18 protein-coding genes are annotated in these 19,453 nt (G+C 69.1%); 7 read left to right on the top strand and 11 right to left on the bottom strand.

The annotated features are described in order from the left end of the window. Window positions 1–4: 4 nt before the first annotated feature. Entirely contained in the window at window positions 5–1,372 is a 1,368-nt protein-coding gene (gabT, locus tag AAY78_RS08440; protein WP_046747854.1) for a 4-aminobutyrate--2-oxoglutarate transaminase, read from the bottom strand. A 98-nt stretch (window positions 1,373–1,470) separates the two neighbouring features. Between gabT and AAY78_RS08435 the strand changes: the two genes are divergently transcribed. Beyond that, window positions 1,471–2,979, top strand: a complete 1,509-nt coding sequence (locus AAY78_RS08435) for a PucR family transcriptional regulator (protein ID WP_046747853.1) — start codon at window positions 1,471–1,473, stop codon at window positions 2,977–2,979. A gap of 50 nt (window positions 2,980–3,029) precedes the next feature. On the opposite strand, the gene AAY78_RS08430 is transcribed toward AAY78_RS08435, so the two are convergent. After that, the gene (locus AAY78_RS08430) at window positions 3,030–3,419 is read right to left on the bottom strand and encodes a riboflavin kinase (protein ID WP_046747852.1); all 390 of its coding nucleotides are present in this window, start codon (window positions 3,417–3,419) and stop codon (window positions 3,030–3,032) included. Continuing rightward, a complete protein-coding gene (locus tag AAY78_RS08425) occupies window positions 3,416–3,940 on the bottom strand; it encodes a flavin reductase family protein (RefSeq protein WP_046747851.1) in 525 nt (174 codons plus the stop codon). Before AAY78_RS08425 ends, AAY78_RS08430 begins: the two co-directional genes overlap by 4 nt. Before the next feature lie 103 nt (window positions 3,941–4,043). Here AAY78_RS08425 and AAY78_RS08420 point away from each other — a divergent pair, with 103 nt between their 5' ends. Further along, the gene (locus AAY78_RS08420) at window positions 4,044–4,649 is read left to right on the top strand and encodes a PadR family transcriptional regulator (RefSeq protein WP_046747850.1); all 606 of its coding nucleotides are present in this window, start codon (window positions 4,044–4,046) and stop codon (window positions 4,647–4,649) included. Between the two features lie 2 nt (window positions 4,650–4,651). Here AAY78_RS08420 and AAY78_RS08415 read toward each other — a convergent pair whose 3' ends face one another. The 7 genes from AAY78_RS08415 to AAY78_RS08385 form a co-directional block, all read right to left on the bottom strand. Further along, entirely contained in the window at window positions 4,652–5,536 is an 885-nt protein-coding gene (locus tag AAY78_RS08415) for a PfkB family carbohydrate kinase (protein WP_046747849.1), read from the bottom strand. Continuing rightward, window positions 5,529–6,908: an NtaA/DmoA family FMN-dependent monooxygenase gene (locus tag AAY78_RS08410; protein ID WP_046747848.1), complete on the bottom strand. Its 1,380-nt coding sequence runs from the start codon at window positions 6,906–6,908 to the stop codon at window positions 5,529–5,531. Before AAY78_RS08410 ends, AAY78_RS08415 begins: the two co-directional genes overlap by 8 nt. 111 nt (window positions 6,909–7,019) lie before the next feature. Continuing rightward, window positions 7,020–7,868 carry an ABC transporter permease gene (locus AAY78_RS08405; RefSeq protein WP_046747847.1) on the bottom strand — a complete coding sequence of 283 codons (849 nt, stop codon included), beginning with the start codon at window positions 7,866–7,868 and terminating at the stop codon, window positions 7,020–7,022. Further along, a complete protein-coding gene (locus AAY78_RS08400) occupies window positions 7,861–8,658 on the bottom strand; it encodes an ABC transporter ATP-binding protein (RefSeq protein ID WP_017201539.1) in 798 nt (265 codons plus the stop codon). The genes AAY78_RS08405 and AAY78_RS08400 overlap by 8 nt, the downstream gene beginning before the upstream one ends. After that, complete coding sequence (locus AAY78_RS08395; protein ID WP_046747846.1) at window positions 8,658–9,761, bottom strand: ABC transporter substrate-binding protein; 1,104 nt, start codon at window positions 9,759–9,761, stop codon at window positions 8,658–8,660. The genes AAY78_RS08400 and AAY78_RS08395 overlap by 1 nt, the downstream gene beginning before the upstream one ends. 145 nt (window positions 9,762–9,906) lie before the next feature. Beyond that, window positions 9,907–11,031, bottom strand: coding sequence for a DUF6226 family protein (locus AAY78_RS08390; protein ID WP_046747845.1), 1,125 nt, complete (start codon window positions 11,029–11,031; stop codon window positions 9,907–9,909). A 24-nt stretch (window positions 11,032–11,055) separates the two neighbouring features. Continuing rightward, the gene (locus tag AAY78_RS08385; protein WP_046747844.1) at window positions 11,056–12,507 is read right to left on the bottom strand and encodes a helix-turn-helix domain-containing protein; all 1,452 of its coding nucleotides are present in this window, start codon (window positions 12,505–12,507) and stop codon (window positions 11,056–11,058) included. Between the two features lie 133 nt (window positions 12,508–12,640). Between AAY78_RS08385 and aceA the strand changes: the two genes are divergently transcribed. From aceA to AAY78_RS08370, 3 genes are all read left to right on the top strand, one after another. Beyond that, on the top strand, window positions 12,641–13,966 hold the full coding sequence (aceA, locus tag AAY78_RS08380) for an isocitrate lyase (RefSeq protein ID WP_046747843.1): 1,326 nt from the start codon (window positions 12,641–12,643) through the stop codon (window positions 13,964–13,966). 134 nt (window positions 13,967–14,100) lie between these two features. Beyond that, a complete protein-coding gene (gene aceB / locus AAY78_RS08375) occupies window positions 14,101–15,765 on the top strand; it encodes a malate synthase A (RefSeq protein ID WP_046747842.1) in 1,665 nt (554 codons plus the stop codon). A 90-nt stretch (window positions 15,766–15,855) separates the two neighbouring features. Further along, window positions 15,856–16,287: a hypothetical protein gene (locus AAY78_RS08370; RefSeq protein WP_046747841.1), complete on the top strand. Its 432-nt coding sequence runs from the start codon at window positions 15,856–15,858 to the stop codon at window positions 16,285–16,287. Between the two features lie 18 nt (window positions 16,288–16,305). Here AAY78_RS08370 and AAY78_RS08365 read toward each other — a convergent pair whose 3' ends face one another. Then, window positions 16,306–16,824 (bottom strand): Lrp/AsnC family transcriptional regulator, encoded by a 519-nt coding sequence (locus tag AAY78_RS08365; RefSeq protein ID WP_082108623.1) that lies wholly within the window; start codon window positions 16,822–16,824, stop codon window positions 16,306–16,308. Window positions 16,825–16,928: 104 nt separating this feature from the next. Here AAY78_RS08365 and ald point away from each other — a divergent pair, with 104 nt between their 5' ends. Together ald and AAY78_RS08355 are read left to right on the top strand one after the other, a co-directional pair. Continuing rightward, window positions 16,929–18,023, top strand: coding sequence for an alanine dehydrogenase (gene ald, locus AAY78_RS08360; protein ID WP_046747839.1), 1,095 nt, complete (start codon window positions 16,929–16,931; stop codon window positions 18,021–18,023). 81 nt (window positions 18,024–18,104) lie between these two features. Beyond that, window positions 18,105–19,304, top strand: coding sequence for a pyridoxal phosphate-dependent aminotransferase (locus AAY78_RS08355; protein WP_046747838.1), 1,200 nt, complete (start codon window positions 18,105–18,107; stop codon window positions 19,302–19,304). Window positions 19,305–19,453 lie beyond the last annotated feature (149 nt).

Below are 19,453 nucleotides of genomic sequence, written 5' to 3'. Positions count from 1 at the left end.
CATGTTATTCGGCGGCTGCAGCCAGGGCTGCGGCCACGATGTCGAGTCCTTCGTTCAGCAGGTCGTCGCCGATCGAGAGCGGAGGAAGGAAGCGGATGACGTTGCCGTAGGTGCCGCAGGTGAGGACGATGACGCCCTGCGCGATGCACGCCTTCGCGACGGCCGCCGTGAGAGCGGCGTTCGGTGCCTTGGTCTCGGGATCCACGAACTCGGCGGCGATCATGGCGCCGTGGCCGCGGATGTCTCCGACGCGCGGGTCGTTCTGCTGGATCGCGGTGAGACGGTCGATGAGGATGGTGCCGATCTCGCGTGCCCGCTCGATGACGCCGTCGTTCTCGAACACGTCGATCGAGGCGAGGGCCGCGGCACAGGCGATCGGATTGCCGCCGTAGGTGCCGCCGAGACCGCCGGAGTGCGAGGCGTCCATGATCTCGGAACGACCGGTGACGGCGGCGAGCGGGAGGCCGCCGGCGATGCCCTTGGCCGTGGTGATCAGGTCGGGCTCGATGCCGAAGATCTCGCTCGCGAACATGTGACCGGTGCGGGCGAAGCCGGTCTGCACCTCGTCGGCGATGAAGACGACGCCGTTCGCGCGGCACCAGTCGACGATCGCGGGGAGGAAGCCATCGGCCGGGACGATGAAGCCACCCTCGCCCTGGATGGGCTCGATGATGACCGCGGCCAGGTTGTCGGCACCGATCTGCTTCTCGAGCTGGAGGATCACGCGGGCCGCGGCCTCGCGCCCGTCGAGTCCGTCGCGGAAGGGGTACGACATCGGCGCGCGGTACACCTCGGGGGCGAACGGGCCGAAGCCGCTCTTGTAGGGCATCGACTTGGCGGTGAGCGCCATGGTCAGGTTCGTGCGGCCGTGGTAGCCGTGGTCGAATGCGACGACGGCCTGGCGACCGGTGTGCTTGCGGGCGATCTTGATCGCGTTCTCGACCGCTTCGGCGCCCGAGTTGAACAGGGCACTCTTCTTGGCGAAGTCGCCGGGGGTGACGCGGTTGAGTGCTTCGGCCACGCCCACGTAGGACTCGTACGGCGAGATCATGAAGCAGGTGTGCGTGAACTGCGCGGCCTGAGCGGCGACGGCCGCAGCGACCTTGGGGTGCGCGTTGCCCACCGTGGTCACGGCGATGCCGGAACCGAGGTCGATGAGCGAGTTGCCGTCGGCGTCGACGACCACTCCGCCGCCCGCGGCGACGGCCGCGATCGGAACCGTGTGTCCGACACCCGCGGCGACGGCGTCCGCCTTGCGCGCGAGGATCTCGGCCGAACGGGGGCCGGGGAGGTCCGTGACCAGGCGACGCTCCTGCGGGAGGTCGGGTCCACCGAGAGGGACTGCGGGGGCTGCGGTGTCGAGGAGTGCCATGTTCGCGAGCGTACGGCGGTGACCGAGACTGCTGCATTCACCGGTCTGTACAATCTGTAGCGTCAGTTCGCCTGCGTGTACAAGTTCCGGAGAATGTCATGGCCGTCACCGCTCAGCCGACCCTGCGCGCGCTGCTGCAGCGTCGTGACCTCGGGCTCTCGCTGGTGCCTCGCGAAGCCGACATCCCGGAAGGCGCTCTCGACCGCCCCCTGCGCTGGGTTCACAGCTCCGACCTCGCCGACCCGACCCCGTTCCTCTCGGAAGACCTGGCACTGCTGACCACGGGGACGCAGTTCGACGAGGCCGTGAGCATCGACACGTATGTCGGGCGGCTCGCAGACCGCGGCGTGATCGGCCTGGGATTCGGTACCGAGGTGCATCGCTCAGGGATCCCCGACGAGCTCGTCGAGGCCTGCGCTGTGCACGGGATGCCCCTGTTCGCCGTACCGTATCGCACCCCGTTCATCGCCGTCGCACGTGCACACTCCGAGGCCATCGCGGCTCAGGCCTATGCACGACGGTCATGGGCGCTCGACACGCAGCGCGCTCTGGCCCTCGCCGCCCTCCGTCCGCACGGCCTCGACGCGACGATCGCGGAGCTCGGGCGTCGGCTCGACGTCTGGTCTGGCATGTTCGACGCCGCCGGAGCCCTCACGTTCGCTCACCCGCGTGACGCCATCGAGGCGCGTGTGCTCGACGAACTCGGCTCCCGCGTGGTCGAGATCCTCACGCGGGGGCTCGAGGCCGGGCAGTCGCTCAGCATCGAGGGTCACTCGTTCATGCTGTTCACGGTGGGCCGCGGCGGACACCTGCGCGGCGTCATCGCCCTGGCCATCGAGACGCTCGACCCCGAAGCACGCTCGGTCGTGACATCGGTCATCGCCATGGCGGGACTCGCGATGGAGCAGAGCGAGCAGCTGGCGCGCAGCCGACGCCGCCTGCACACCCAGCTCCTCGGCTCTCTCCTCGCCGACGACCCGTCTCTCGCCAGGCGGGTGCTGGGAAGCCTGCCACCCGCGCCCGTGCTGGTCGCGGTCGCGGCCGACGCCCCTGCGGGACCCCTGGCCGACTGGTGGGAGCGACACCGGTCCGAACACGGCACCTCCTTCTTCCTGGCCGAGTCGGAGGACGGCGTCACGATGTGCGTGTCGGTCGCCGACGAAGGGCTGCTCGATGAGGTCGCCGCGCGGTTCGGCATCCGCATCGGCGTCTCCGATTCGGAGGGCTACGATTCGTTCGCCCGTGCCCATGCGCAGGCACTCACCGCGCTGCGCCAGCAGGGCTCGCACGGGACCGCCCGGTACGCCGACACCGTGGGGTCGAGCATCCTCACCGCCCTCGCGACCGACGAGGCCCGCCTGGTCGCCGAGTCTCGACTCGCCCCGGTGCGCGAGCACGATGCCCGCACCGGCGCCGACCTCGAGCGCTCGCTGCGCACCTGGCTCGAGCACGACGCGAAGGCCGAATCCGCCGCGAACGCTCTCGGGATGCACCGACACACCCTGCGCACCCGCATCGCCCAAGCCGGCGCACTGCTCGACGTCGACCTGTCCACCTTCCCCGCCCGCGCCGAGCTCTGGACCATCCTCCAGACCGCCCGCGACTGACCCCCTCTCCCCACCTCTCCCACTGCCGCCGACACGCGGGTGCCGGGGGGTCAGGAGGTGAGGAGGGTGCGGCAGCGGGTCACGTCGTCTGCGGTCTGCGCGATCAGAGCGTCGACGCCGTCGAAGCGCAGGGTCGGGCGCAGACGCGCGACGAGAGTCACGGCCAGCCGTCGGCCGTACAGATCCAGGTCCACATCGTGCAGGTGCGCCTCGACGCGTCGGCCGCGATCGCCTTCGAAGGTCGGGTTCGTCCCGACGCTGACACTCGCCGCACGGTGCCGCGGATCATCGTCGATCCGCACCCACGCCGCGTAGATCCCGTCCTCAGGCAGACGCGCACCATCGAGTTCGAGGTTCGCCGTCGGGAAGCCGAGCTCACGCCCGCGGCCGTCGCCGGGGACGACCCGTCCGACGATCGTCCCGAGCGGCGAAGTGCTCACGCGCTCTCGGGGGCGGCGATGGAGCGGTAACGGCTCTGATGGAAGACGAGCGGTTCGATGTCGTCGAACAACGTGACGTCGGCGATCTCGTACAGTGCGATCTCGTGGTCCCCGCCGTCGAAGGTGCTGTGCAGACGGCAGGTGAGCCACAGGGCCGCGTCGGCGATCAGGACGGCGCCCCCATCCGTGCGCCGCCACTCATGCCCACCGAACCGGTCGCCCTCTCGCGCGGAGAGCGACCGGCTGAGGGGCTCGTGGTGCGCTGCGAGAACGCTCATGCCGAGCTCGGGAACCGCACGCAACACCGGCCAGGTCTTCGACGTGCGGGCCGCGCTGATCGCGACCAGCGCAGGTTCGAGCGAGATCGAGGTGAAGGAGTTGACGGCCATGCCGACGGCGCGATCCTCCACGTGCGCGGCGAGGGCCACGACGCCGGTCGGATACACGGAGAAGGCTCGGCGGAGGGCGAGATCGCGCGGCAGGGCATCGTTCGGCAGCGCGTCGGTCACGGCAGTCGTCATTTCGGCTTCCTTTCGTTAGTCAACTTTGACTAGTTCAGATAATAGGCAACTTTGATCATGCAAACAACAGGAATGTGTGATCCCAGCCGTTAGCATGAGGGTCATGTCGACCACCCGCCTCGTCGTCCTCGGTGCCGTGAAGCAGTTCCAGCCCGTGCACGGGTACTTCCTCCGCCGAGAACTCATGACGTGGCACGTCGACGAGTGGGCCCACATCCAGCCGGGCTCGATCTACAACGCCCTGCGCGCGCTCGAGGTCGACGGCTACATCGCCGAGAGCGGCACCGAAGCCGAGGGGAAGCGTCCGGCCCGCACGACGTACCGCATCACTCCGGCCGGCGAGGTCGAACTGCAGCGCATGCTGCGCGAGAACCTCTGGAACGTGGCGGCCTTCGACACGCAGGCGATCATGACCGTGGCCTCGTTCATGTTCGTGCTGAGCCGGCAGGAGGTGATCGCCGGCCTCGAGCACCGCCTCATCAAGAGCGACGCGATCATCACGCAGAACGGCTTCGATGTGCAGGACACCCTGCGCTCCGAGACCACCCCGAAGTACGTGCGGGAGATCTTCGACCTCTCCACCGCGCGTCTCACTGCGGAGAAGCAGTGGCTGCTCGACCTGCTGGCTCGTCTGCGCGACGGCGAGTACACCTTCGCCGGCGAGACGGTCGAGAGCGCGGCAACGGCTGACGCTGCCGCCTCGGACTGACCTCAGCGCGACGCCACGAGCGCCGCGATCGAGGTGGGCGAGAGAGCAGTCGTCGTCGCGCCGCGGTGCTGGGCGACGACAGCGCCGGCAGCGCAGGCGCGGATCAGCGCCGCTTGGATGGCAGCCCCCTGAGCGAGCGCAGCTGCCAGTGCCCCGCAGAACGCGTCACCGGCGCCGGTCGTGTCCACCGGATCGATCCGGAAGGCGTCGACGTGCAGCGGGTCGTCTCCCGCCCGGTGCAGCGTCACTCCCCCGGCACCTCGGGTGAGGACCACGAGCCCGGCACCGGCGGCGTACAGCCGGTCGATGCCGCCGAGCTCGGCGCACTCGGTCTCGTTCACGACCAGCACATCGACGTCGGCGAGCATCCCGATCGTCGCCGCGTGTGCGGGCGCGGCGTTCAGGATCGTCAGCGCTCCCGCTGCGCGGCCGGCCCGCAGCGCCGCCGCCACGCTCGCGAGAGGAATCTCCAGCTGAGCGAGGACGACCGCGGCGCCCTCGACCCCGGCGACCGCGTCATCGGCGCCGAGCTCCCCGTTCGCGCCGGCCGCCACGATGATGCTGTTGTCCCCGTCGTCGAAGGCCAGCACATGGGCGACACCGGTCGGGGCGACGGCGCTTCGGCGCAGGGCCGCCTCTACTCCGGCATCCGCCAGCGTCCGCTGCAGCACGTCGCCGGCCTCGTCCGTTCCGACGACCCCGCAGAACCGCGTGGACGCCCCGCTGCGGGCGGAGGCGACGGCCTGGTTCAGGCCCTTGCCGCCCGAGAAGCGGCCACCGGCACGGCCAAGGAGCGTCTCACCGACGAGCGGAGGGCGCGAGACCTCGACCACGAGGTCGAGGTTCGCGCTCCCCACCACGGCGACGCCGGCGAGGGTGTCAGACACGCGACATCGTCCGCCGGTACTGCGAGCCCGTGTGCGACTCGGCGAGCGCCGGCGTGGGCGTGCCGATCAGGCGCTCGCGCAGCGACTGCGGCTCGGACGAGGGCTCCGCGATCGCGCCGCGCTCCTTGAGGATCGGCAGCACGTGCTCGATGAAGTCGACGGTCGAGGCCGGCGGGATGACGGGGGCGAACAGGAACCCGTCGAGGTCGGCGCCGTCGGCGAGCTCGATCATCCGGTCAGCGACCTGCTCCGGGGTGCCGACGATGGGGCGGGCTCCGACGCCGTGCGCGTGCCAATCCCCCAGCACATCGCCGACGGTCTTGTCCGCGAAGCGGGCGACCTGCGTCTGCGAGAGTTCGGTGCTGAGCTCCGACATCGGCGTGTTCGGCGCGTACGCCGAGAGGTCGAGGCCGGTGAACCATGCGTAGGAGGCGACCGTGACATCGGGGTTCTGCGCGTCGGCGACCTCGGCGTACTTGCGCCGGGCCTCCTCCTCGGTGCTGCCGACGACCGCGGCGAACGCCGACATGATCTTGACCTCGTCGGCCCCGCGACCGTTCTTGACGGCCTCCTCGCGGATCGCACTCGAGTGCGCACTGAGCTGTTCGACCGAACCGCTGCCGACGAAGATCGCCTCGCCGTGCTTGCCGCCGAACTCGCGACCGGCGGGCGATGCCCCGGCCTGGAACAGCACCGGCGTCCCCTGCGGCGAGCGCGAGGTGTTGCCGTAGCCGTGCGAGCGGAAATAGGGACCGTCGTGCGCGATGCGGTGCACCTTGGACGGGTCGGCGAAGCGACCGGCCTTGTCGCGCTCCAGGGCGCCTTCCTCCCACGCCTGCTCCCACAGCTTGTAGACGACCTGCATGAAGTCGTCGGCCATGAGGTAGCGCTCGTCGTGGCCGACCATCGGCACACCGAAGCCCTGCACCGCGGTGTCGGCCGTGCCCGTGGTGACCACGTTCCAGCCGATGCGTCCGCCCGAGAGGATGTCGAGCGTCGCCATGCGGCGCGCGAAGGAATAGGGCGGCTCGAGCAGCGTGGATCCGGTGGCGACGAGCCCCAGTCGCGTGGTCTCGGGGATGAGTGCGGCAAGGATGATCGCCGGGTCGAGCCGGGGCAGATCGAGGCCTTCGACGGAGCAGATTTCGGGGCGTTCACCCGCGACGTCGGCCCAGCCCCAGGCATCCGCGAGGAAAAGGAAGTCGAACCCGGCGTCCTCGACCATGCGCGCGGTGTCGCGCCAGTACTCGAGCTTGTCGAACAGGTAGCGCCCGTTGTCGGGGTGCCGCCAGGTCGCGGTGCCGGAGTCGTTCGCCTGCGCGTTCTCGAAGAGGCCGAGACGCAGCGGTTTGACGGTGTTCTGATCGGTCATGTGCGGGTGCCTTCCTTGTGGGTGGTTCGGGTGGATCTGGGCTGTTCTCCGGGCACGCCGGAGGAACCCCGGGACGGGTGGGGGATCCCGTCCCGGGAGGCGGGCGCCGCGTCAGCCCTTGGCCGTGACCTCGCCGTCGCTCCACCAGAGCACGCGCTTGCGCACCAGGGCGAGGACGATGATGAGGAGCACGCCGAGCAGGCACAGCAGGGCGATGCTGGCCCAGGTGACGGGGAGGTTCGCCTGGGCGGCCGAGGTGGTGACGAGCGAGCCGAGGCCGGCCTGCTGCCCCGCCGCGACGAACTCGGCGACCGCGGCGCCGACCACGGCGAGCGGCAGGGCGATGCGGAGGCCGGCGAACACGTACGGCATGCTGCCGGGGAAGCGCAGTTCGCGGAAGATCTCCCACCGCGAGGCATGCAGCGTCTTGAACACGTCCATGGCCTTCTGGTCGACGTCGCGGAGCCCTGCGAGGGAGTTCACGAGCATCGGGAAGAACACCACGAGGCCGGTCACGATGAACTTCGGCACCATGCCGAAGCCGAACGCCACGACCAGCGCCGGGGCGATCGCGACGATGGGGGTCACCATCACGATGATCACGAGCGGCATGACCGCCCGCTCGATGATCTGGAACTCCGCCATCACCACAGCCAGGAGGAACCCGGCGAGGATGCCGGCGGAGGCACCGACCACCACCTCGAGCAGCGTGACGAGGAAGTTCGACCAGTACATGCCGGCGTCATCGACGAGGCTCGCACCGATCGCCTCCAGCGTGGGGAGCACGTATGGGTTGGTCCAGGCCACGACCTGCCAGAGCAGCGCGGCGATCACGAAGGTGATCAGGGTGGGGCCCCACGATCCCCACCGCAGCCAGGAGGGAGCGCCGCGGCGGGGCTGGCCCTTCAGACGGGCGGTCGCGATCGTCGCGGTGGTGTCTCTCATCGTCAGCTCAGACATGGGCCTTCTCCGTCTGCGCGCGCAGCGCACCGCGCACGACTGCTTCCAGTTCGCGGAACTCGTCCGTCGCGTAGGCCTCTTCGGTACGCGGTCGCGGCAGGTTCACGTCGATCACCTGGGCGATGCGTCCGGGGTGCGCGGCCATGACCACGATGCGGTCGGAGAGCATGATCGCCTCCGGCACCGAGTGCGTGACGAACATCACGGCCTTGCGGTTCGACTGCCAGAAGTCCAGCAGAGCGATCCGCTGCAGGTCCCGGTTCATCTCGTCGAGGGCGGAGAACGGCTCGTCCATCAGCATGATCGCCGGGTCGAACACGAACGCTCTGGCGATCGCGGCGCGCTGCTGCATACCCCCGGAGAGCTGCCCCGGGTACTTCTTCAGCGCATGGCCGAGGCCGAAGGTCGACAGCAGCTCGGCCGGGTCGCGGAGCGCACGGTCGCCGTTGGCCCCGCGGTTGATCCGCACGGGGAGCTCGACGTTCTCGCGCACCGTCTTCCACGGCAGCAGCGCCGGAGACTGCGGCACGAGTCCGATCTTCTTGTCACGCGAGGCCGCCCTGACGCTCTCGCCGTCGATCGTGACGGTGCCGGAGTCGGCGTCGAGGAGCCCGGCGACCACCTTGAGCAGCGTGGACTTCCCGCAACCGCTGGGCCCGATCACCGAGACGAACTCGCCCATCCCGATCGTGAGACTCACGTCATCGAGCACGGTGACCTTCGCGCCGTCGACGCCGAAGGACTTCGAGACGTTCCTGACCTCGACGCCGGCGCCGTGTGCGACCGTCATCACTTCTCCTGCCAGATCAGGGTGTCACCGTCGTAGAGGTCGGCGACCAGGTCGGCGTCCATCATGTCGGCGATCGCGGGCAGCTCCTTGACGTCGCCGTACTTCTTCACGAGGGCGTACTCGGGCTCCCACATGGACTCGTTCTGCACGCCGGGGTTGCCGCCGGCACTCTCGCGCACCCAGGCGGACTCCACCTCCCACGTGCGGGCGAGCTGCTCGCGCGGGAACGCGGCTCCCTGCCCGTTGTCCTCGGCCAGCTTCGCCAGCTTGTCGATGCACGCATCGGATTCGTCGAGGCAGTACTGGAGCGCCTTGAGGCTCGCGCGCATGAAGTCGGCGGCGACCTCGCGGTGCTCATCGAGGAACCGGGAGTTGACCTCCATCACGTTGTACGTGCCCTCGACGCCGAGGTCGGAGGGGAGGAACTCGCTGAACGGCATGCCCTGTGCCTTGAGCGACTGGGGCTGGTTCGAGGCGTAGCCGACGATCGCGTCGACCTGCTCGCGCACCACGACGGTCGGGTCGTAGTTGGTCATCTTCACCATCTCGACCTTCGAGACGTCGACCCCGGCTTCGTCGAGCATGGCCGAGGCGATCGGTGTCAGGTTGATGAAGTACCCGAGCGATCCGCCCTCGAGGTCCGTGAGGCTCTCGAGCTTCTCGTTGCCGAAGATGGAGAACGGCGGGGTGGTGCCATAGGTGGCGACCGCCGTGAGGTTCTTGCTGTTGGCGGCCGCCAGCATCACATCGGACGCGGAGCCGAGCGCGGTGAACTGCGCCTGCCCGGAAGCCACGAGCTGCTGACCGTTCGCCCCTGAGGCGTTGATCTCGACATCGAGGCACAGATCGTCGAAGTAGCCCAGCTCCTCGGCGAGGAACACATCGAGCTGACCGGCGCTGGCGGAGTAGCCGTAACCGGAGATGTAGGTGATGGTGCCGGCATCCTGATTCCGCTTGCAGGCGTCGCTGTCGTTCGCACTCGTGGGGGCGGTATCGCCGCCTGGCGTCTGCGCGGAGCATGCTCCGAGCGTCAGCGTGGCGGCGAGAACGCACGTCAGGGTGGCAGTGATGCGGAATCGGGTTTCCGCAGGGGAAGTAGCCATGAGGGTCCCTTCTCGGCCGTTCGTCGTTGATGGCTCGATGAAAGTAACATAGTCAATCTTGACTAAGCAAGATCAAACTAAGTTTTGACGAACGGCATGACGGGCGCACCATGCCTCCGCCCATGAGGACAGCGGAGACCGGAGGTCAGACCGAGGTCGAGCGGAGGGGCCAGGCCGGCCACCAGCCGCCATCGAGTCCGCTCAACAGCGACGTCACGCGCTCCCGCTCGTCCGCGGTCAGCTCCGGGGCCGGACCCGCGGCGGTCTCCCGACGCTCCCCGTCGGGGGACCGCACCTCCGTGTACAGCCAGGCGCGTCGCCCGACGGGGTACTTCTCCCGGAAACCGCCTGAGGCGACGGACAGCACGATCCGCTCTATCTCGTCCGCCGCGCTTTCGGCAGTCTCGTCGCAGGCGTCGCACACGCACGACGGGACGATCGCATGGAAGAGTGCCCCGGTTTCGACGCGGACGACGGGAGGCATCGGAGCGAGGCTGATCGCCGCTCCGACCGCGGGGTCGAGCACGATGCTTTCGGCACCTCCCTCATCGCGCTCACGCCGCACCTCGACTTCGTACCCGGCACGAAGGTGTTCGACGAGGGCTTCGACCACGAGAAGCAACGGTTCGAAGCGCTCCGGGTGCGATTCCCGGGAGTAGGCCTCCTCCGGCGGGGCACCCTCGGACCAGCGGCGTCCGTAGCGGATGACCTCGCCCCGGTCGTCGCGGAAGAGCAGGAGCGGGAGAGCGGGACGGACGTAGGCGCTCGCAGGGAGCACGGCGGTGCGCTCGGGCGCCTCGGCGGACAGCGCCCTCACCTCCTGGTCGTCGAGGTCGTCCTGATCCCACGACTCGATCATCCGCAGGAAGGCTTCGCGCTGGTCGGACTGCCGCACCATCCCCTGCACGAGCGCCTCGACCGGGATGGAGAGGGTGTTCGTCCCTATCTCGGGCTCGGCCGCCATCCGCCATGTCGCTGCCGGATGCACCATGGCGATGACGTTGCCCACGAAACGCGCCGCCGCAGCGGCCAGGTCGGCGCTGTCGAGGATCACATGATGCGCGGCCACGAAATCCCACGTCGCCGCGAGGTCGTGGGCCAGGAGATTCGGGTCCGCGCCCTGACTCCGTACGAACCCGGCGAACGGCTCGAAGCCGCCGATGAACCGCACCGGTCTCCGCGCATCCGACGGCGACGGCATCCACATGATCGCGGCGGACCCTGCCTCGGGCATCGGGCCGAACGGACCGGGGAAGACGTCGCTGCTCATCGACTGAGCGTATCGACCGGGGTCTCACCGCGGTGCGTGCGCCTCCAGGAACTCGTACACGTCGGTCGTGTCGACGCCGGGGAAGGCTCCGGTGGGCAGGGTCGCCAGCAGCGTGCGCGGGGTCTTCACGTTGGGCCACGAGTTCTCGCGCCAGCGGTCCTCCAGATCGGCGGGAGCCCGACGGCAGCACACCTCGACCGAATGCTTCGAGACGCCGCGATGCGAGGTGTCACGCCCCACGAACCACTTCGTGTCGTCGAAGCGCACTCCCACGCTCACCGAGTGCAGCCCCTCGCTCGACGACTCCACCCGGGCGGTGCACCAATACGTCCCGTTGCCGGTGTCGGTGTACTGGTAGTACGGGTTGAAGCGGTCGTCTTCATCGAACACCACGCGCGAGGTCCACCGGCGGCAGCACATCTGCCCCTCGATGGCCCCGAGCCGGTCGGTCGGGAAGTTCACGTCGTCGTTCTCGTACGCCTTGGTGATGGTGCCCGACTCGTGCACCTTGAGGAAGTGCACCGGGATGTCGAGGTGCCGGGTCGCGAGGTTCGTGAAGCGGTGCGCCGCCGTCTCGTACGACACCGAGTATCCGTCACGCAGGTCTTCTATCGAGATCGCCCTCCGCTGCTTGGCGTCCTTCAAGGCGGGGACGACGTGCGCCTCCGGGATGAGCAGGGCGCCGGTGAGGTAGTTCGTCTCGACGCGCTGACGCAGGAACTCGGCGTAGCTGCGTGGTTCGGAGTGCCCGAGGATGCGACTCGACAGCGCCTGCAGCACCGCGGTGCGGGCATCGCCCTTCGCCGGCACACTGCTGGAGAGGTAGAGCCTGCCGTTGGCGAGGTCGGCGACGCTGCGGGTGGTCTGCGGCAGGTCGGGCGCGTAGTGCAGGGTGAAGCCCAGGTAGGCCGCGATCTCGGATGCGGTGCGCTGCGTCAGCGGGCCGCCGGGGTGACCGACCGCGGCGAGGATCTCGGCGGCCTTCGTCTCGAGGTCGGCGAAGTGGTTGTCCTGCCGCCGCATCAGGTGCCGCAGCTCGACGTTCGCCCGGCGAGCTTCTTCGGGCGTCGCGGCCCGCTCGTCCTTGAGCCTGTCGATCTCGCCGTGCAGAGCGAGCAGCGCCTTCAGCGCATCCGTGGGCAGACTCTTCGCGATGCGGAACGGCTCGATGCCCAGGGCCTGGAACGTCTGGCCCTTCATCGCCCGCTCCAGGGCGATCTCGACCGCGCTGCGTTCGTCGAGCGGCTCGCCTTCCAGCAGCGCGTCGATCGTGACCCCGAGAGCCCGGGCGATCGCCTGCAGCTGCGTGAGCTTCGGCTCGCGCTTGCCGGTCTCGATCATCGACATCTGACTCGGCGCCCGGTCGACGGCGGAGGCGAGGTCGTCGAGGGTCATCCCCTTCGCCGTACGGAGCTGGCGGATGCGGCGGCCGATCGTGAGGGCGTCGGTCTCTTCTGCAGCGTCGATGGTGCTCATGCGGGCGATTCTGTCACAGAAACAGAATTTCGACCGATCTTCTCCCCGGAATCGGTCGGCCAAGCTCGTGAACTTCACTCACAGTGGAACCACGCCACTCCGGCACCGCAGCCGGATCCACCGAGGAGACACCATGACGAACACCGCCAACACCCCGACGCCCCGCCCCGCCGGTCTGCGAGCCGGCGACCAGGTTCAGACGGCAGCCGAGCTTCAGGAGATCTGGGATACCGATCCCCGGTGGGACGGTGTCGAGCGCACCTACACGGCCGAGGATGTGATCCGCATCCGTGGATCGGTTCGCGAAGAGGCCACGCTCGCTCACCGCGGGGCCGACAACCTCTGGAACCTCCTGCACACCGAGGACTACGTCAGGGCGCTCGGCGCCTACACCGGAGGCCAGGCCGTGCAGCAGGTGCGGGCCGGCCTCAAGGCCATCTACCTCTCCGGCTGGCAGGTCGCCGCCGACGGCAACCTCGCCGGTCAGACCTACCCGGACCAGTCGCTGTACCCGGCGAACTCGGTGCCGGCGGTCGTGCGCCGCATCAACAACGCGCTCATCCGCCAGGACCAGCTGGAGCACGCCGAGGGTGAGACCACGCAGGATTGGCTGGCCCCGATCGTCGCCGACGCCGAGGCGGGCTTCGGCGGACCGCTCAACGCCTACGAGCTCGCGCAGTCGCTCATCCAGTCCGGCGCCGCCGGCATCCACTGGGAGGATCAGCTGGCGAGCGAGAAGAAGTGCGGCCACCTCGGTGGCAAGGTGCTCGTGCCCACCCAGCAGCACATCCGCACCCTGAACGCGGCCCGTCTCGCCGCTGACGTCGCCGGCGTCCCGACCGTCATCATCGCCCGCACCGATGCCCTCGCCGCCGACCTGCTCACCAGCGACGTCGACGAGCGCGACCAGCAGTTCACCACCGGCGAGCGCACCACCGAGGGGTTCTACCGGATCCGCCCCGGTCTGGAGTCTGTCATCAGCCGCGGCCTCGCCTTCGCCCCCTACGCCGACCTGTTGTGGGTCGAGACGGGAGAGCCCGACATCGAGCTCGCCCGCTCGTTCGCCGCGGCGATCCATGCACAGTTCCCCGGCAAGCTCCTGGCTTACAACTGCTCGCCGAGCTTCAACTGGAAGAAGCACCTGTCGGACGCCGAGATCGCGACGTTCCAGCAGGAGCTGGCTGATCTGGGCTACAAGTTCCAGTTCATCACGCTGGCCGGATTCCACGCCCTGAACTACTCGATGTTCGACCTCGCCCGCGGCTACGCGGATCGCGCCATGAGCGCCTACGTCGAGCTGCAGGAGGCCGAGTTCGCCGCAGAGGCGGACGGCTACACCGCCACCAAGCACCAGCGCGAGGCGGGCACCGGCTACTTCGACGTCATCTCCACCGCGCTCAACCCCGACAGCGCGACCCTCGCCCTCGCCGGCTCCACCGAAGCCGCGCAGTTCCACTGATCCCCACTTCGTTCCCGTCTCGCCGACACCCATCCCCGCCGTCGAGACCCACCGCCGCGATCGTCTGCAGCGTTGGGTCTCGGCGACCACCGTGGGTCTCGGCGGATGAGGACACCGACGTACAAGGACTCATCATGACCACTCCCACGACCACCACGGCACCGATCCAGACGACCCAGCAGGGTCCGGCGATCGAGGTCACCGGCCCCATCCGCGACCGCTACGAGGAGATCCTCACGCCTGAGGCGATCGCCTTCCTCACCGAGCTGCACCATCGGTTCGCGTCCCGCCGTCACGACCGGCTCGCCGACCGGATGCGCCGACGCTTCGAGATCGGCAACGGGCACGACCCGAAGTTCCGCGACGACACGGCCCACATCCGCGAGGACCGGGACTGGCGGGTCGCCGGCGCCGGCCCCGGCCTCGAGGACCGCCGCGTCGAGATCACCGGGCCGACCGACCCGAAGATGACCATCAACGCGCTCAACTCCGGCGCCCGCGTCTGGCTCGCCGACCAGGAGGACGCCACGAGTCCCACCTGGAAGAACGTCATCGAGGGTCAGCTCTCCCTCAAGGACGCGATCCGAGGAGAACTCTCCTTCACCGCGCCCGCCTCCGAATCCGGACCCGGCAAGAAGTACCGCGTCACCGCGGAGCGCACGCCCACGATCGTGATGCGCCCCCGCGGCTGGCACCTGCCCGAGAAGCACGTCGCCTTCATCGACCGGGCGGGCCGTCGCACCTCGGCATCCGGGTCGCTGGTCGACTTCGGTCTCTACTTCCTGCACAACGCACAGGCGCTGATCGAGGCCGGGCGAGGCCCGTACTTCTACATCGCGAAGCTGGAGTCGAGCGAGGAGGCGAAGCTGTGGGACGACGTCTTCTCGTTCAGCGAGGAGTACATCGGCATCCCGCACGGCACCATCCGCGCCACCGTGCTGATCGAGACGCTGCCTGCCGCGTTCGAGATGGACGAGATCCTGTACGAGCTGCGCGACCACTGCGCCGGCCTGAACGCCGGGCGCTGGGACTACATCTTCTCGATCATCAAGAACTACCGTGGCCGCGGGGCGCGCTTCGTGCTCCCCGACCGCAGCGAGGTCACGATGACGGTGCCGTTCATGCGGGCCTACACCGACCTGCTCGTGCAGACGTGCCACAAGCGCGGAGCCTTCGCGATCGGCGGCATGAGTGCGTTCATCCCGAACCGCCGCGACCCCGAGGTGACGGCGCGTGCGGTCGAGAAGGTGTCTGCCGACAAGAAGCGCGAGGCCGGAGACGGCTTCGACGGCACGTGGGTGGCGCACCCCGACCTGATTCCCACGGCGCAGGCTGAGTTCGACGCCGTGCTGGGCGACCGCCCGAACCAGGTCGACCGCCAGCGCGACGACGTGCACGTGGAGGCGCGCGACCTGCTCGACCTACACATCGGCCGCCCGATCACCGCCCAGGGTGTGCGGGACAACGTGTCGGTCGCCATCCGCTACCTGGAGGCCTGGCTGCGCGGGCTCGGCGCTGTGGCGATCGACAACCTCATGGAGGATGCCGCGACCGCGGAGATCAGCCGCTCACAGGTGTGGCAGTGGATCCACCAGGACCGCACCACGCAGGACGGCACCCCCATCACGGCGGAGTACATCGAGGGGCTGATCGACCAGGTGCTCGCACAGGCGACCCGCAGCCACGGCGACCGCTACGACGACGCAGCGGAGATCTTCCGCGAGGTCGCCCTGCAGGAGGAGTTCCCGACCTTCCTCACGCTGGGCGCCTACAGCCGATACCTGATCGACGAGGACTGAGCGCGAGAGGAAGAGTCCCGGGCGGCAGCTGCGGCCCGGGACTCTTCCGCGTCCGGAGCCGGGGCGGGCACGCGGGCGTAGCCTGGAGGCATGACCGACGTCTGGGCAGACATCGCCACCGAGTTCCTGCACTTCTATCCGCGTGGGCGGCGGCTGCTCGCGGTGGCCGGGGCGGATGCCGAGCGCTCGCGACAGGCAGCCGACGAACTCGCCACCGCTCTGACGGCGTCGGGGCAGCAGGTCGTGCGCGAACACTCCGCAGAGGGCGACAAGACCGAGCTCCGCGGCGTGGTCACCGCGTTCCGGGAGGGACCGAAGAGCGACGACATCCTGCTCGTCTCCGGTCCAGCCGCCCTGATCGGCGAGCGCAGCAGGGGGATGTGGAACTACGCGCTGTGGCAGTTGGCGGGCGACGAACCGCCCCACACCGTGGCCGGCTCGATCGTCGACGTCTCCGACCCGGCACATCCGAAGCGGCGGTTCGCGGACTACTGCGCCCTGCCCGCCTCCTACGGCGCCTGACGAGAACGCTCCGGCACCTCAGCGGAAGGACGCGGCCACCGAGTTGCGGTGATAGTCGAACACGATGCTCGTGCGGGTGGAGGCGACGCTGCTCTGCGCCGAGAGGTGCTCCAGCACGAACTCGCGCATCTCGGATGAGTCCGCGACGGCGATGTGCAAGAGGAAGTCGTCGTCTCCACCCAGGAAAAACACCTGGATGACCTGGGGCAGCACCCGCACGCGATCCGCGAACTCGACGATGCTCTCCCTCCGTCCGCTCGGCCGCAGGGTCACACCGATCACAGCCTGCAGCCCGGCACCCAGCATCCGCTCGTCCACACTCGCGTGGAACCCCGTGATCACCCCGCGGTCCACCAGGGCGCGCAGGCGGGTGTGCGCCGTCGAAGGGGCGACGCCGAGTCGTCCGGCGAGTTCGGCGTTGGTCATGCGGCCGTCCGCCGTGAGCAGCTGCACGATCTTCGCGTCGACCGCATCGAGCGCCGGCGCCCGAACGGTATTCGGCTCCGAGGCCTCCGATGTCGTCTCCATACGAAGCATTATTCAGGATCCGTGCGCAGAGCGAATCATCTTCACGGATTCTGTTGTTCTGTCGATGTTTCTGCGATCCTGAGTGCCGCACCGCATCGAACCCTGGAGGATCAATGAAGATCGGCGTCCCCACCGAGGTCAAGAACAACGAGAACCGCGTCTCCCTCACCCCCGCCGGCGCCGACCGCCTGGTGCGCGAGGGCCACCAGGTGCTCGTGCAGTCCGGCGCAGGGCTCGGCTCGCGCATCACCGACGACGACTACCGCGCGGCCGGTGCCGACATCGTGGCGATCGCAGCCGACGCGTGGGGCGAGGCCGATCTGGTCATCAAGGTGAAGGAGCCGATCCCTCAGGAGTACGGCTTCCTGCGCGACGACCTCACCCTCTTCACCTACCTTCACCTCGCCGCCGACCGCGCTCTGACGACCGCCCTCGTCGACGCGGGAACCACGGCCGTGGCCTATGAGACCGTGCAGCTTCCCGACCGCAGCCTGCCCCTTCTGGTGCCGATGAGCGAGATCGCGGGACGCCTCTCCGTCACCATGGGCTCGTACTCACTGCTGCGGTCGCAGGGCGGACGCGGAATGCTGCTCGGTGGCATCGCCGGCACGCCGCGTGCCAAGACCGTCGTCATCGGTGGCGGCGTCGCGGGCGAGCACGCCGCGGCGAACGCACTCGGACTCGGCTCGAAGGTCACCGTGATCGACGTCTCCCTGCCGCGCCTGCGTGAGCTCGAGCACCGCTACGGCGGCGCTCTCGAGACCCGCGCATCGAGCCGCTACGACATCGCCGAGGAGTTGAAGAGCGCCGACCTCGTGATCGGGTCCGTGCTGATCCCGGGTGCCGCCGCTCCCAAGCTGGTGACCGACGACATGGTCGCCGCGATGAAGCCGGGCTCGGTGCTCGTCGACATCGCGATCGACCAGGGCGGATGCTTCGAGGGGTCGCGCCCGACCACCCACGACGACCCCACGTTCGCCGTGCACGACTCGATCTACTACTGCGTCGCGAACATGCCGGGCGCGGTGCCGGAGACGGCGACCCGTGCGCTGACCAACGCGACCCTCCCCTACGTCTCGGCGATCGCAGGCAAGGGCTGGGAGCGTGCGGCGGCTGAGGACGCGGCGCTCGCGAAGGGGCTGAACGTGCAGGGCGGACGCATCACGCTCCCGGCCGTCGCGCAGGCCCACGGACTCACGACCGACTGACCTTCCGAACCCGAAAGAACTCCGGATCTTGGCGGCATCCCACACCTCTCCTGCCGCACCGACCCGAGTACGCTCGTAATCGTGACCGAACGCGCTCCTCTCTCTCGCAAGCTGTCCGCCATCGCCGAGTCCGCGACCCTCAAGGTCGACGCCAAGGCCAAGGCCCTCAAGGCCGAAGGCAAGGACGTCATCTCATACGCTGCCGGCGAGCCCGACTTCGCGACGCCGCAGTTCATCGTCGATGCGGCGGCCGAAGCTCTGGCCGACCCGGCGAGCTACCGGTACACGCCCGCTCCCGGCCTCCCGGCGTTGCGCGAGGCGATCGCGGCGAAGACCCTCCGCGACTCGGGCCTCGAGGTGTCTCCGAGCCAGGTCATCGTCACCAACGGCGGCAAGCAGTCGGTCTACCAGGCCTTCCAGGCCGTGGTGAACCCGGGCGACGAGGTGCTGCTGCCCGCGCCGTACTGGACCACGTACCCCGAGGCCATCCGCCTCGCCGACGGCACCCCCGTCGAGGTCTTCGCCGGCGCCGACCAGGAGTACAAGGTCACGGTCGAGCAGCTCGAGGCCGCTCGTACCGCCCGCACCACCGCACTCGTGTTCGTCTCACCGTCGAACCCCACCGGCTCCGTCTACACCGCCGAGGAGACCAGAGCCATCGGCGAGTGGGCGCTCGAGCACGGCATCTGGATCATCAGCGACGAGATCTACCAGAACCTCACCTACGAGGGCGTCAAGGCCACCTCGATCGTCGAAGCCGTCCCCGAGGTCGCCGGCCAGACGATCCTGGTCAACGGCGTCGCGAAGACCTACGCCATGACCGGCTGGCGCGTGGGCTGGATGGTCGGTCCGGCCGACGCCATCAAGGTCGCGGGTAACCTGCAGTCGCACCTCACCAGCAACGTGAACAACGTCGCCCAGAAGGCTGCGATCGCCGCCCTCACCGGTCCGCAGGACGCGGCCGAGCAGATGCGACAGGCCTTCGACCGCCGCCGCCAGCTCATCGTCTCCGAGCTGTCGAAGATCGACGGCCTCGTGGTGCCGAACCCGCTGGGCGCGTTCTACGTGTACCCCGACGTGCAGGGTCTGCTCGGTCGCACCTGGGGCGGTGTGACGCCGACCACCTCGCTCGAGCTCGCCGACCTCATCCTCGACCAGGCCGAGGTGGCCGTCGTGCCCGGTGAGGCCTTCGGCCCGTCCGGCTACATCCGCATGTCATACGCACTCGGCGACGACCAGCTGCTCGAGGGTGTCCAGCGCCTGCAGCGTCTGTTCGCCTGAGTCGCGCCACGCCCCCGGCACCCCCGTCGAGACCCATTGCACTCGCCGAGACCCACTCCTGCAGTCGCTTGCGGGAGTGGGTCTCGGCGCCGACGATGGGTCTCGACGCGTGTGAGGGGCGAGGGGGGAGGGGCGAGGGGTGAGGGGGG

The organism is Microbacterium sp. Ag1 (genome assembly GCF_001005635.1).
GTDB lineage: Bacteria > Actinomycetota > Actinomycetes > Actinomycetales > Microbacteriaceae > Microbacterium > Microbacterium oxydans.
This window is presented reverse-complemented; position numbering and strand designations above follow the sequence as displayed.